The organism is Pandoraea sp., from assembly GCF_004297875.1.
Lineage (GTDB): Bacteria > Pseudomonadota > Gammaproteobacteria > Burkholderiales > Burkholderiaceae > Pandoraea.
The window spans coordinates 56,609-69,816 of the sequence record NZ_SCSK01000053.1 but is presented as its reverse complement, the minus strand read 5'-3'; the positions used below and the strand labels follow the sequence as shown (position 1 = coordinate 69,816).

Sequence of the window (13,208 nt, the reverse complement as noted above, 5' to 3'; positions counted from 1 at the left end):
CCACCACAATACCAACCCCAAGCCATTCATCTGGACCAAGAGTGCGCGCGACATCCTGCAGAAGGTCATTCGCGCTAACAGTCACTTAAGTTCCAAACAGAATGGAACACTGCACTAGCTCCCCTGCTCGGCCTGTTCGGCACCATCCTCGGCATGTTCAATGCGTTTCAAGTCTTGTCCAACCCGGGCAACGCGCCGACGCAGGTCACCGGTGGCGTCGCCCAGGCGCTCATCGCCACGGCCTCCGGGCTGTTCGTCGCGATGATCGGCCTGGTGTTCTTCAACGGCCTGCACAATCGCGTGCGCGTCGTCGTGCACCAGCTCGAAACACTCAAGGCGGCGCTGGTCAACCGCATCGCCCGAGCCCCGCACGAACACCCCAGGGCCTTGAAGGACGCGCCGCGCGCCGTGGTTGGCAAACTCGTTTCGCAGGGGGCCTGAGCGTATGAAGTACCTGGAAGTGCGCCGGGCTCGCATCGAAATCATTCCGATGATCGACATCATGTTTTTCCTGTTGGTGTTCTTCATCATGATCACGCTGCACATGATTCCAAACGCGGGCCTGAGGACCCAGTTGCCCTCGAGCAGCAGCACGCAGGCATTGCCGCCGGCCAAGGTGCTGGTGACGCTGTCGACCGACGGCAGCGTGTCGGTCGACGGCAAGACACTGAGTCCCGCGCAGCTCACCGCAATGCTGGCGGCGCGCCCCGACGTCGCGCATACCGCCGTGACGATCGCCGGCGCCAAACAGGCCCGGATTCAGGGACTGGTTACCGTGATGGATGCGTGTCGCGCGGCCGGCGTGTCGCAGATCGCGCTGGCGGCCCAACCCGCGCAAACCCCGCTCCAGTAAGATGGCTACCCTATCTATGCCGGGCCCCGCTCACGACGGCAAGCGGCTGTTTCGTGCGGCTGCGCTGGCAGTCGTCGTCGAGGCGCTGCTGCTCGGCGGCGGCTACCTGTTCCTGTCCCGCAGGCCCGCCGCGCCGCCGCCTGCCCCGGTCACGCTGCTGGCGATCGCCCAGGCGCCCAAACCCGTTCCGGCGCCGCCCAAGCCGCTCGCTCCGGTGACGCCGCCGCCAGTCAAGCCGCCCCCTCCGGTGCGTCGCGTGATTCACCACGTCGTGCATACCGCCAGGCCCAAGCCGCAGCCGATACCCAAGGCGCCGGCACCGCCGCCGCCCGCCCCTGCACCCGCCACACAGGCCGCGCCCCCACCCGTGCCGCAGCCCCCGCCGCCGCCGGCCGCGCCGGCAGCCGCGGCCGCGCCCGGTGCGAATTTCGCCAGCGCGCTGCGCGCGGCCATTCAGGCCGCGCTGCGTTACCCCGCGGCAGCCCGCATGGGCGGCATGACCGGCCGCACCCGCGTGGCGTTCGATTACCGCGACGGCGCCGTCTCCAACGCGCGTGTGGTGATTTCCAGCGGCGTTGGCCTGCTCGACCGCGCGGCGCTCGCCGCGGTGCGCGACGCGGCTGTCCCCAAACCCGCGCCCGCCTTTGCCGGCAAGACGTTCGCCGAGCAGCTGTGGGTCACTTTCGATCTGAACGACGACGAATGAAAAAAATTTTCTGCGCCGCCCTTGCCGGCCTGAGCGCATGCATCGCCACGCTGGCGGGCGCGGCGAGCCTGCCGGCCAACGCGCCCGCTCGGCACGCTCTGCTCATTAGCGTCGACGGACTGCACGGCAGCGATCTGACGTACTACATCGAGGCGCATCCGCACAGCACACTGGCCGCACTCGCGCGCCAGGGCATCGACTACGGCCACGCGCGCACAGTCGGTCCCGCCGATTCGTTTCCGGGACTCCTTGCCCTGATCACGGGCGGCACACCGGCGGCGACCGGCGTGTACTATGACGTGACCTACGATCGATCCCTCTCGCCCGCCGGCGGCGACTGCCATCAGCGCGGCGCAGCCGTGCCCTACAACGAAGCGATCGACGCCACCACTGCCGGCATGCAGGACACCATCGACCCGGCCAGGTTGCCGCGCGACCCGCGCGACGGCTGCCGGCCGGTGTATCCGCATGCGTATTTGCGTGTCAACACCGTTTTCGAAGCGGTGCGAGCGGCCGGCGGCTACACCGCCTGGACCGACAAGCACCCGGCATACGAACTGGTACAAGGCCCCTCCGGGCATGGTGTCGACGACCTTTTCCTGCCGGAGATCGGCGCCAACTACGAAGCACGGCAAACCGCGCCGGCCAAGGGCATCACCGCGTCACTCGCGCGTACCGAAGCTTACGACGACATGAAAGCGCGCGCGGTCGTCAACGAAATCGACGGCCTCACGCACGACGGCGCCCGCCGCGCGCCGGTACCTAATATGTTCGGGCTGAACCTGCAGTCCGTCAACGTCGCGCAAAAGCTCTATGGCTATCGCGATGCCGACGGCGCGCCGACGCCCGGACTCACGCAGGCACTCGACCACACCGACCGGATTCTTGGACGCTTCGTCACGGCGCTGCGCCGACGGGGGCTGCGCGACGATACGCTGATTGTCGTCACGGCCAAACACGGCAACGGGCCGATCAACCCCGCCCTGCTGCACAAAATCGACCGCGACGAACTGGCCAAGGTCATCGACGCGGCCGCGCCAGGTGCGTTGGCGCAGTTGACCGTCGACAGCGGCGCCCTGATCTGGCTGCGCGCGGCGTCGGCCACCGCACAGGTTGCCGCAGCCCTGCGCGCTCACGCGGCGGCCCTGGGCATTGCCGACGTGCTCAGCGGCGCGCGTCTGGCAATGCGCTTTCCCTCCCCGCAGCACGATAGCCGCACGCCTGACATCATCGTCATGGCGCACGCCGGCGTGATCTACACCAAGCCTGCCGATGGCAAGCGCATGGAACACGGCGGTTTCGGCAATGACGACAGACACGTCGCCCTGCTGCTGTCGAGCCCGCGCCTGGCCCACGCCGGACGGCTCGTGACCTATCCGGTATCGACCACCCAGGTCGCGCCGACCATGCTCGCCGCACTCGGCTTGCAACCCACCGCGCTCAAGGCCGTTGCGCTGGAAAACACCCCGACGCTGCCATTGGTCGACTGGCTCAGACCGCACTGATCGACGCTGCCGCCAAGGCGCCGCCCGCCCAGCCATGACCGGCGGCGCACGACAGCGGATGCGTGACCGCTCGCGCCGTTGCTCCCAGGTCTGTCGCCGCGCGTGAAACCAACGCGCGGTGTTCAATGGCTCACTTCGTAGGCAGGCAGATCCCTGACGCCTGCCATCGCCGCCCCCCCGGATCCGCATCACGCCCAGCTTGACCAAAATCAAGGTGGAAGCCCGCCAAACGGCCAGAATCAAAATCATCTGGTGGCCTCTGGACGCGACGACCCCGCGCCTCGGGAGCGGCACGATTCCGGTAGTCGACCGGCATGGTGCCATTTGACAATGGTTTGACGGGTCCAACGGGGATAAACATGCGGGTATGGCACTCGGTATCGAAATATCCACGAGACGTGCCCGGTCATTTCGGAGCCGCGTGGCGCCTGCACCGACGCGCGTCGCCGCATGCGGGGCGAGATGGATTGCTCTGGCGGCAGATTCTGCTCCTGCTGTTGCTCGCGCTGACCGCATCGTATGTGCGTGCGGCGACGCTGGCGACCGTCACGGTCAAGGCGCAGCCGCTGCGTGACGAATGGATCGCCGACGCGGTGATCGAGTCGACCCGGCAAACGGTGATATCCGCGCAAACCTCGGGCCGAATCACGGCTTTGTACGTGAAGGCCGGCGATCACGTTGCTGCCGGCCAGCGCCTGCTGTCGATCGACCAGCGCACGGCCGATGAGCAACTGGCAGCGTCGCGCGCGCAATTCGCGGCGGCAAGCGCCGAGCGCGATGTCGCCGGGCGCGATCTGGCGCGCACCCGAACGTTGTTCGACAAGCAATACGTCAGCCGGGCCGCGCTCGATCGGGCGCAGGCCCGCTACCGGGCGGCGGCCGAGGCAGCCTCGGCCAGGCAGGCCGAGGTGCGCGCAGCGCTCGTGCAGGCCGGGTTGCATAATATCGCCGCGCCCTACGCCGGCACGATCGCCAGCGTCAATGTCGAGCTCGGCGCCACCGCGATGCCGGGTGCCCCGCTGCTCACGCTCTACAGTCCAAACACTCTGCGGGCGGTTGCCTCCGTGCCGCAATCGCAACTGACAGGAGTGCAAAGCGATGCGGCAGTACGCGTCGAGATACCCGATCTGCCCGCCAGCGCGCGCTGGCAGACGGCCACCTCGGTCGAGATCCTGCCGGTGGCCGACCCGCTCAGCCATTCGGTGCAGGTCCGTTTGCCGCTGCCCGCGGCGGCCAACCAGGCACGCCCTGGCATGTTCGCCCGGGCCTATTTCCCGGTCGGGCCGCATCGCCTGGGATTAATGGTGCCGCTCGCCGCGGTCGTTCACCGCACTGAAGTCACCGCCGTCTATGTGGTCGCCCCCGACGGGCAGGTCACGCTGCGCCAGGTGCGGCTCGGTGAAACTCACGGCGATCAGGTGGAAATTCTGGCCGGACTATCGGCCGGCGAGCGGGTTGCCCTCGATCCGACAGCGGCAGCGCGCCAATGACTCCTGACGAAACGACCCTGCGATGAGCTCATCCAAACTCGGCATCTCCGGCCGCATCGCGGCGTTCTTCCTGGAGAATCGCATCACTCCCCTGCTCGCGCTGGTAGCGCTGCTGCTGGGCTTGTTCGCGATGGTGATGACCCCGCGCGAGGAAGAGCCGCAAATCAATGTCACCATGGCCAACGTACTGGTGCCGTTTCCCGGCGCGAGCGCGCGCGATGTCGAACAAATGGTGGCCGGTCCGGCCGAGCAGATCCTCTCGCAAATCAAGGATGTCAAACATGTCACCTCGGTGTCGCAGCCTGGCCTGGCGGTGCTGACGGTGCAATTCGAGGTCGGCGTGCCGCGCACCGATGCGCTGGTCAGGCTGTACGACACGATCTATTCGAATCAGGACTGGCTGCCGAAGAACCTCGGGGTGTTGCCGCCGCTCATCAAGCCCAAAGGCATCGATGACGTGCCGATCGTGGTGCTCACGCTGTACTCGACGAACCCGCATACCGGCGCGTTCGATCTGGAGCGGGTCGGGCAGTCGATCGAGGCGGATCTCAAGCGGGTGCCCGGCACGCGCGAAGTCACCACTATCGGCGGCCCGCGGCGCGCCGTCAACGTCCTGCTCGACCCGGCCCGAATGCAGGCCGCCGGCGTCACGGTCGACGATTTGCGCAATGCGCTGCGCGGTGCCAATGCCGGCGCGTCGGTCGGTGATCTGGTGCGGGACAACCGCAGCATTCACATCGAGACCGGAGCGCTGCTCAAGAGCGCGCAGGACGTGCGCTCTCTGATGGTGGCGGTGCGCGACGGCAGGCCGGTATTCGTCTCGGATGTGGCCACCGTGCGTGACGGCCCGCCCACCCCAACCCATTATGTCTGGGAGGGCGTAGCTGGCCCGCACCCGGCCGAATATCCGGCGATCTCGATCGCGGTCACGAAAAAGGCTGGCGAAAACGCCGTTAGCGTCGCCAGGCAGGTGCTCCAACGCGTTGCGCAACTGCGCAACACCGTCATTCCGGCCGACGTCAAAATCGATGTCGCGCGCGACTACGGCACTACGGCCAATGCCAAGGCGGTCAAACTGATCGAGAAGCTGATATTCGCCACCACTTCGGTGGTCGTGCTGGTGCTGCTGGCACTGGGCTGGCGCGAGGCGCTGGTGGTTGGCACGGCCGTCGTCCTGACCCTGACCGCCACCCTGTTCGCCTCATGGGCCTGGGGTTTCACGCTCAATCGCGTCTCGCTGTTCGCGCTGATCCTGTCGATCGGCATACTGGTCGATGACGCGATCGTGGTGGTGGAGAACATCCATCGGCATCGCGCGCTCGAGCCGGGCAAGTCGCTCGTCGCGATCATCCCGAAAGCCGTCGACGAGGTCGGCGGACCGACCATTCTGGCCACCCTTACGGTGATCGCCGCCCTCTTGCCGATGGCTTTCGTGACCGGGCTGATGGGGCCCTACATGAGCCCGATTCCGATCAACGCCAGCATGGGCATGGCAATTTCCCTGACGGTGGCCTTCGTCGTCACCCCGTGGCTCTCGCGCGTCTGGCTGCGCCACACGCAGCATGTTGCCAAGCCGGGCTTGCGCGCCAGGCTCGAGCCCTTTTTCGAGCGCGTATTGACGCCGTTTCTCGACGACGCCCGCGGCACCCGCAATCGCGGGCTGCTATGGTTCGGCGTGGCTTGCGCGATCGTCGTGTCGCTACTGCTGCCGGCCTTCAAGCTGGTGATTCTGAAGATGCTGCCGTTCGACAACAAGTCGGAATTCCAGGTGGTGGTCGACATGCCGGCAGGCACCCCGCTCGAACGCACCGCGGCGGCCCTCCATCAGATGGGCGCCTATCTGGCGAGCGTGCCAGAGATGACGACTTATCAGGCCTATGCCGGACTCAGCGCGCCGATCAATTTCAATGGCCTGGTGAGGCAGTATTACCTGCGCGCCGGCGGCAACGTGGGCGACATCCAGGCCAATCTGGTCGATCAATCGATGCGCCATCGGCAAAGCCATGCGATCGCCACCGCGGTGCGCCCGGCGCTGACCGCCATCGCCAGGCAATACGGCGCGCGCATCAAGGTCGTCGAGGTGCCGCCCGGGCCCCCCGTGCTCGCGCCGATCGTCGCGGAAGTCTACGGACCGACCGCGCAGGGGCGCATGGCCGTGGCAAAGAGCGTGCGGCATGTGTTCGACACCACGCCAGGCGTAGTGGACGTCGATGACAGTACGATCGCGCAGGCGCCGCAGCGCACCTTCGAGCTCGACCGCCGCAAGGCCGGCCTGCTCGGCATCTCGCAACAGGACGTGGCACGGACGCTGCGTGCCGGCCTCAGCGGCGAAGACGTCACCTACCTGCACGACGGCAGCAAATATCCGAGCGCAGTGCGCCTGGCGCTGCCGGCCCGCCTCACGGGCGACGACGCCGCGCTGCTCGCCCTGGGCGCGCGAGGCGCGCAAGGGCAGCTCGTGCCGCTGTCCGAACTACTGCGGGTGCGAGACGACACCGTCGAGCAGCCGATTTATCACAAGGATCTTTTGCCGGTGGTCTACGTCGTGGGTGACATGGCCGGCAAGGTCGACAGCCCGCTTTACGGCATGTTCGAGATGCGCAGCCGGCTGGCGAACTTGAGCGTGCCCGGCGGCGGCAAGCTGGGCGAGTGGTTTATCCGGCAGCCGGCCGACCCCTACCGCGCGTATTCGATCAAATGGGACGGCGAGTGGCAAATCACGTATGAGACGTTCCGCGACATGGGCGTGGCCTATGCGGTCGGCCTGTTGCTGATCTATTTGCTGGTGGTAGCCGAATTCGGCTCGTACCTGACGCCGCTGATCATCATGGCGCCAATCCCGCTGACCATTATCGGCGTCATGCCGGGACACGCCCTGCTCGGCGCGCAATTCACGGCGACCTCGATGATCGGCATGATCGCGCTGGCCGGCATTATCGTGCGCAACTCTATCCTGCTGGTCGATTTCATCAATCTGCAGGTCGCCGAAGGCATACCCTTCAAGCAGGCCATCGTGCGCTCGGCCGCCACCCGCGCGCAGCCGATTCTGCTCACCGCGCTGGCGGCGATGATCGGCTCGCTGTTCATTCTCGACGACCCGATTTTCAACGGCCTGGCGATCTCGCTGATCTTCGGCATTCTGGTCTCGACCCTGCTCACCCTCGTCGTTATCCCGCTGCTCTACTACAGCGCCTACCGGCGTCGCCATTTACCCGACACACCCATCAAGGAGCCATCATGACCTCATGGCAAATCACACGCGTTTTCGCCGGTACATTGATTCTGATCAGCCTGCTCGTCGGCGCACCCGCCAGCCCGTTCTACCACAGTGCCTATTGGCTCTGGCTGACCGCTTTCGTCGGCGCGAACCTGCTGCAAAGCGGGCTGACCAAGTGGTGTCCGATGGAAATCTTCATGCGCAAGCTCGGCATGCGGGGCGGCGAGTAAGCCGCGCGCTTCAGGAACGACCATCATGACCCCGACCCGGCGCTGGTGCGCCGCGCTGCTCGGCTTGTGCGCCACCTTCGCCTATGCGCAGACCGACCTGCTTGGCGCGGCGCGCGCGGCGCTCGCGCACGATCCGGTATACGCGTCCGCTGTCGCGCAAAGCCAGGCCGATGCGACCAAGCGCCGGCAAGGTCAGGCAGGATACCTGCCGCAGATCTCGGCCACCGCCGGTATCGGTTATGGCGATATCAACCAGCAGACCAGCGCAGCGCGCTTCTCGGGGCCCGGCTTCGGCAGCAATGAGGGGATCGGCTTCGATACCAGTTCGGCCGGTGCATCGGACGCCAACTGGGCGCTCACCATCAAGGAAAATCTGTACAGCTCGGCAAAAACGGCGACCGCGCAACAAATGAATGCGGCCGCCGACGCCGGCGAGGTGTCGCTGCAGCTGGCACGTCAAACGTTATTGCTGCAAGTGGCGCAGGCATACTTCGACGTGCTGCTCGCGCAGGACAACCTCGCTGCGCTCGAGGCCGAGCACGACACCGCGGTGCGTGCTCACGCGATCGCCCAGGCCCGTTTCGAAGCAGGCGACGCCGCCATCACCGACGCCAGCGACGCGCAGGCGCGCGCCGATCTGGCCGGCGCGCAGATGATCGAGGCGCAAACCGAGCTCGATCTCAAACGCGCGGCACTGCGCGACCTGACAGGCCAGCCGGACACGGCACTGCAGCCCCTGACCGATTCGGCGGGACTCGCAGCCATCCAGGCCGGCGATTTCGCCGATTGGCAAAAACGCGCCTTGCAGACGAGTCCGCTGATTCGCCTGAGCAGCCTCGGCGTAAGCGCCGCACAGGCTGAATCGACCCGCTACCGCGCCGACGGCGGCACCAGCGTCGATGCGTTCGCTTCCTACCTGGGCCAGCGCGTCAACGGTGCTGGTTATGGGGGAGCTGGCGGCATGCACAGCAACAGCGCGGTGGTCGGCATTATGGTGACCATCCCGATTTATTCGGGCGGCATGCGCAGCGCCAAACGCGACGAAAGCCTCGCACTGCTGAACAAGGCCGAGATGGATCAGGATGCCGCGCGCGTGCGCGTGGCGCGCCAGATTCGCCAAGCCTATCTGGGCCTGCGCAGCGCGCAGGTGCGAGTCACGGCGCTTACGCAGGCGGTCCATTCGGCGCGTCTGCAGCTCGATGCCAACCAGACAGGCTTCGAGGCCGGCGACCGGCCGTCGATCGACGTTCTCAACGCGCGCTCGGCCCTGTCCAACGCGCAGCGAGATCTCGCCGCGGCGCGCTATCAGGTAGCCATGGATCGCTTGCGCCTGAGCGCCGCCGCTGGCGATCTGGATGACCGGGAGATGGCGCAAATCAACGCTTTGTTGCATTGATGCCCGGCAGCCCGGTAGGGCCGGCAACGCCTCGCGGCGCTGCCGGCGGGATTTGGTGTTTTGCGCTCCGTGTGGCGCGCGCTAGGAGAAATCATGTCTCACATTGTGATTGTCGGCGCCGGAATCGGCGGCTTGTCGATGGCCTACGCGATGCGCAAGGCTGCCCGCCCCGAGGACGTCGTGACCGTCGTCTCGGAGGACACGCATTTCCATTTCGTGCCGTCCAACCCATGGGTCGCGGTCAAGTGGCGCACACGCAAGGATGTCGACGTCGAGTTGCAGCCGGCGCTGGCGAAGAAAGGCATAGGGCTGCAGACCGGTGGCGCCAGGCGAATTCATCCGGAGCGCAATCAGGTCGAGTTGGGCAACGGTGAATTCGTGACCTACGACTATCTGGTAATCGCCACCGGCCCAAAACTGGCTTTCGACGAAATCGAGGGCCTTGGACCAACCGCGCATTCGCAGTCGATCTGCCACATCGACCACGCCGAGACGGCCGCCCAGACGTGGGAACAATTCGTCGCCGCGCCCGGCCCGATCGTGGTCGGCGCAGTCCAGGGCGCCTCGTGTTTCGGGCCGGCCTACGAGTACGCGATGATCATGGACACCGATCTGCGCCGGCGCAAGATCCGCGATCGTGCGCCGATGACCTTCGTCACGTCCGAACCCTATGTGGGCCACCTGGGCCTGGGCGGCGTGGGCGATTCCAAGGGCATGCTCGAGTCGACCATGCGCGAGCACGACATCAAGTGGATCTGCAACGCCAAGACCACGCGCATCGAAGCCGGCAAGATGTTCGTCACCGAGTACGACGACCTCGGGCACGAACGCCGCACGCACGAACTGCCGTTCAAATATTGCATGATGCTGCCGGCGTTCAAGGGGGTCGACGCATTGATCGGCATCGACAAGCTGGTCAACCCGCGCGGTTTTGTGATCATCGACGAATTCCAGCGCAACCCGACGTATTCCAACATCTACGGGGTCGGCGTGTGCGTGGCGATTGCCCCGCTCGAGGCCACCCCCGTGCCGACTGGCGTGCCCAAGACCGGCTTCATGATCGAATCGATGGTCAGTGCCGCCGCCGCCAACATCCGCGCCGCGCTCGACGGCCAGGAACCATCCACGCGCGCGACCTGGAACGCCATTTGCCTGGCCGATTTCGGCGACCGCGGCATTGCCTTCGTGGCGCTGCCGCAACTGCCGCCGCGCAATCTCAATTGGTCCAGCGAAGGCAAATGGGTGCATTTGGCAAAGATCGGTTTCGAGAAATATTTCATGCGGCGCATGAAAGTCGGCGGTACCGAACCGGCCTATGAGAGAGTGCTGCTCGAGATTCTGGGCGTAAGAAAACTGAAGGATTGATCGAAGATCCGATACACCGGGCGCGCGCCCGGCGCACACCTTACGCCGGCGAGTCGTACCCGCCCAGCGCGCGCCACTGTCGGCCATCGCCGGGCGATGGCGCGTCCTCCCTGAGCGCGACAGTCCACGCGGCCACCGCGCGGTTGCGCCCCAACGCCTTGGCTGTATAGAGCGCGGCGTCGGCGCGCGCCATGGGCGCCGATACCGATTCGTCGACAAGATATTCATCGACCCCCACACTGAAGGTGCACGCCACCACGCCAGCCGGCGTCTGGCAGGTCGATGCGGCCACCTTGCGGCGCAGGCCGTCGACCAGCGCCAGCGCCTGGTCGTGTGTGGCAGCCGAAAAGCACAACGCAAACTCTTCGCCGCCGAGCCGCCCGAAAATGTCGCGCGACTGGATTTCCTGCGACACCAGCGCAGCAAAATGCGCCAGCACGCAGTCGCCGCAACCGTGGCCGTAATCGTCGTTGATGGCCTTGAAGTGATCGAGGTCGATAATGGCCAGGAACAGGCGCATGCCGCGCCGCCGGGCGGTCCGTGCCAAGGCTTCGGCCTGTGCGAGGAAAGCGCGCCGCGACAGCACGCTGGTCAGCTCATCGACGTTGGCCAGCCGCTCGAGTCGCTTGACGAGCCGGTCGTGGGCCAGCATGACCATGCCGATCGACAGGCAAGGCAGCGCCAGAATGCCCAGTCCCAGAAAGGCGATATTGACGGGCGAGACCTGCAGCAAAGCGTTCTGGCCGACCGCGCCGAACAGATAGGTCGCGCCGCGCGCCACGTGCCCGACGCTGCCGAGCGCGCCGACCACCGCGACGAACCGGTAGCTGTACCTGGCCGGCCGCGCCCGATAGGCGAGCCACCCCAGCGCGGCGTATACGTAAGCGTGAAATGCCGAGACAACGGCAATGCGCGCGTTGATGCTGGGCACCGCCGCGTACCAATACGTCACCCCCGCGACCGCTGCGATCAGCGCGCCATATTCCGCCGGGTAATGGACACGCCGCCCGAAGCACTGCCGCGCTCCCTGCAGGATCAGCAGCACCGCCGCGGCCATCACGCCATTGGCGACGATGATCGTCAAAAACGCCGGGCCGCGCCCCTGCCACGCGAACAGAACCAGGGAAAACACAGCCAGCGCATTTGCGCTGATCCATCGGGGCAGACCCGCAATGCCGGCCGGGCGCAACGAAGCGAGCACCGCCATGCTCATCAGGCTCGACAGAATGGTCACCGCGAGAATGCTGACAGGATTTAACATCGGGCAATACGCTTCCAGGAAGAATCGGCGCCGCGCCCCCTGCCCTTTGAGCCCGGATGCGCCGGCGCGTGAGAGTGCGCTGGGAGTCACGAATGGGATTTTGCCCCATAAGGCGGCGCGCGGGGTGCGCCATCCGCGAAAATTCCGGCCGGCGCGCCGCCTACGCGCGCGCCGCACCCAGCATGCGGCATTCGGCGGCCAGCGCCAGCAAATTCGGATCGCGCTCGCGCTTTTTCGGGAGCATCAGGGCGATGGTCTGACGCGTGCGGTATTTCTCCGCCAGCGGAATCAATTGGATGCGCGGGCTGAACGGCAGCACGCGCCCCGGCAGCAGGCTATATCCGACACTGCCGCTGACCAGGTTGACGAGCGAAAAAATATCGCCGACGCGCATCGCCAGTTGCGGCTCGTAGCCGGCGATCTGGAACGCATGGCTGAAATTCGACGCAGTGGCGTATTCATCGTCGAGCGCGACGAATTTTTCGTCGCGCAAGCGCGCCAGGTCGATTTCGCTGTCGTGCGCGTAGGGCGATCCTTCCGGCGCCGCGAAAAAGATGTCGTCGTCGAACAGCGGCACCGACAGCAGTGAATCGTCCGGATATTCCTCCCGCAATGCAATCACGATCGCGTCGAGCCGCCCCTGCGAGAGCAACTCCAGCAACAGGCGATTCGAGCCAAGCGTCAGGTCGACGTCCAGCCCCGATTTGCGCACCTTGAGCTTGATGAGCAATTCGGGAATGGTGCCAACGGTGAGCGAATACAGCGAGCCGATTTTCAGTCGCGGCGAAGCAAAGCCCGCGGTCTCGCGTGTGCGGCGCAGTCCTTCCTCGCATTCGCGCACTACCCGCTCGGCGTATTCAGCCAGCGTGTAGGCGGTTTGCAGCGGAATCAGCTTGCGCCCGTCGAGCTTGAACAGCGGGCAACCCACGCCCTCCTCCAGCGAGTGCAGCGCGCGATGCACGCTCACCACGCTCTGCGACAGCCGCTCGGAGACGCGGGCCATATTGCCCATGCGCATGAATGCCAAAAAAACTTCCAGCTTCTTGAGCGTGACCGCTTCGTCGATCGCCATTGGGGAGCCTCTCGGTATTTCGAATATTTAACTTAATAGTAATGTATTTACGCTTGGCTTGATTGATACGCGTTGTCTGCCGCCCTAAAGTGAATGCATATTCTGTGAGAGAA

The 13,208-nt window shown here is 65.8% G+C and carries 11 protein-coding genes and 1 pseudogene; 10 read left to right on the top strand and 2 right to left on the bottom strand.

Annotated features, from left to right (window positions below; translation table 11 throughout):
* The 10 genes and pseudogenes from EPN80_RS16265 to EPN80_RS16220 form a co-directional block, all read left to right on the top strand.
* A pseudogene (locus EPN80_RS16265) lies at nucleotides 1–118 on the top strand (IS630 family transposase); the annotation flags it as partial.
* 35 nt (nucleotides 119–153) lie between these two features.
* A complete protein-coding gene (locus EPN80_RS16260; protein ID WP_293029556.1) occupies nucleotides 154–441 on the top strand; it encodes a MotA/TolQ/ExbB proton channel family protein in 288 nt (95 codons plus the stop codon).
* A 4-nt stretch (nucleotides 442–445) separates the two neighbouring features.
* Nucleotides 446–853: a biopolymer transporter ExbD gene (locus EPN80_RS16255; protein ID WP_293029553.1), complete on the top strand. Its 408-nt coding sequence runs from the start codon at nucleotides 446–448 to the stop codon at nucleotides 851–853.
* 1 nt (nucleotide 854) lies between these two features.
* On the top strand, nucleotides 855–1,559 hold the full coding sequence (locus tag EPN80_RS16250; RefSeq protein ID WP_293029550.1) for a TonB family protein: 705 nt from the start codon (nucleotides 855–857) through the stop codon (nucleotides 1,557–1,559).
* Nucleotides 1,556–3,064, top strand: coding sequence for an alkaline phosphatase family protein (locus tag EPN80_RS16245; protein ID WP_293029547.1), 1,509 nt, complete (start codon nucleotides 1,556–1,558; stop codon nucleotides 3,062–3,064). The genes EPN80_RS16250 and EPN80_RS16245 overlap by 4 nt, the downstream gene beginning before the upstream one ends.
* Nucleotides 3,065–3,423: 359 nt before the next feature.
* Entirely contained in the window at nucleotides 3,424–4,554 is a 1,131-nt protein-coding gene (locus tag EPN80_RS16240; RefSeq protein ID WP_293029544.1) for an efflux RND transporter periplasmic adaptor subunit, read from the top strand.
* Nucleotides 4,555–4,576: 22 nt separating this feature from the next.
* Entirely contained in the window at nucleotides 4,577–7,795 is a 3,219-nt protein-coding gene (locus EPN80_RS16235) for an efflux RND transporter permease subunit (protein ID WP_293029541.1), read from the top strand.
* On the top strand, nucleotides 7,792–8,001 hold the full coding sequence (locus EPN80_RS16230) for a DUF2892 domain-containing protein (RefSeq protein ID WP_293029538.1): 210 nt from the start codon (nucleotides 7,792–7,794) through the stop codon (nucleotides 7,999–8,001). Before EPN80_RS16235 ends, EPN80_RS16230 begins: the two co-directional genes overlap by 4 nt.
* A gap of 25 nt (nucleotides 8,002–8,026) precedes the next feature.
* On the top strand, nucleotides 8,027–9,397 hold the full coding sequence (locus tag EPN80_RS16225) for a TolC family outer membrane protein (protein ID WP_293029535.1): 1,371 nt from the start codon (nucleotides 8,027–8,029) through the stop codon (nucleotides 9,395–9,397).
* Between the two features lie 93 nt (nucleotides 9,398–9,490).
* Entirely contained in the window at nucleotides 9,491–10,762 is a 1,272-nt protein-coding gene (locus EPN80_RS16220; protein ID WP_293029532.1) for an FAD/NAD(P)-binding oxidoreductase, read from the top strand.
* A gap of 40 nt (nucleotides 10,763–10,802) precedes the next feature.
* On the opposite strand, the gene EPN80_RS16215 is transcribed toward EPN80_RS16220, so the two are convergent.
* Both EPN80_RS16215 and EPN80_RS16210 read right to left on the bottom strand, forming a co-directional pair.
* A complete protein-coding gene (locus EPN80_RS16215; RefSeq protein ID WP_293029530.1) occupies nucleotides 10,803–12,023 on the bottom strand; it encodes a GGDEF domain-containing protein in 1,221 nt (406 codons plus the stop codon).
* A gap of 160 nt (nucleotides 12,024–12,183) precedes the next feature.
* On the bottom strand, nucleotides 12,184–13,095 hold the full coding sequence (locus EPN80_RS16210) for a LysR family transcriptional regulator (RefSeq protein ID WP_293029528.1): 912 nt from the start codon (nucleotides 13,093–13,095) through the stop codon (nucleotides 12,184–12,186).
* Between the last annotated feature and the right edge of the window lie 113 nt (nucleotides 13,096–13,208).

Excerpts from the sequence above, each read along its gene's own strand:
- EPN80_RS16255 (WP_293029553.1), top strand. The coding sequence starts at position 446 with ATGAAGTACCTGGAAGTGCGCCGGGCTCGCATCGAAATCATTCCGATG.
- EPN80_RS16250 (WP_293029550.1), top strand. The coding sequence starts at position 855 with ATGGCTACCCTATCTATGCCGGGCCCCGCTCACGACGGCAAGCGGCTG.
- EPN80_RS16220 (WP_293029532.1), top strand. The coding sequence starts at position 9,491 with ATGTCTCACATTGTGATTGTCGGCGCCGGAATCGGCGGCTTGTCGATG.
- EPN80_RS16225 (WP_293029535.1), top strand. The coding sequence starts at position 8,027 with ATGACCCCGACCCGGCGCTGGTGCGCCGCGCTGCTCGGCTTGTGCGCC.
- EPN80_RS16210 (WP_293029528.1), bottom strand. The coding sequence starts at position 13,095 with ATGGCGATCGACGAAGCGGTCACGCTCAAGAAGCTGGAAGTTTTTTTG.
- EPN80_RS16245 (WP_293029547.1), top strand. The coding sequence starts at position 1,556 with ATGAAAAAAATTTTCTGCGCCGCCCTTGCCGGCCTGAGCGCATGCATC.
- EPN80_RS16230 (WP_293029538.1), top strand. The coding sequence starts at position 7,792 with ATGACCTCATGGCAAATCACACGCGTTTTCGCCGGTACATTGATTCTG.
- EPN80_RS16215 (WP_293029530.1), bottom strand. The coding sequence starts at position 12,023 with ATGTTAAATCCTGTCAGCATTCTCGCGGTGACCATTCTGTCGAGCCTG.
- EPN80_RS16240 (WP_293029544.1), top strand. The coding sequence starts at position 3,424 with ATGCGGGTATGGCACTCGGTATCGAAATATCCACGAGACGTGCCCGGT.
- EPN80_RS16260 (WP_293029556.1), top strand. The coding sequence starts at position 154 with ATGTTCAATGCGTTTCAAGTCTTGTCCAACCCGGGCAACGCGCCGACG.
- EPN80_RS16235 (WP_293029541.1), top strand. The coding sequence starts at position 4,577 with ATGAGCTCATCCAAACTCGGCATCTCCGGCCGCATCGCGGCGTTCTTC.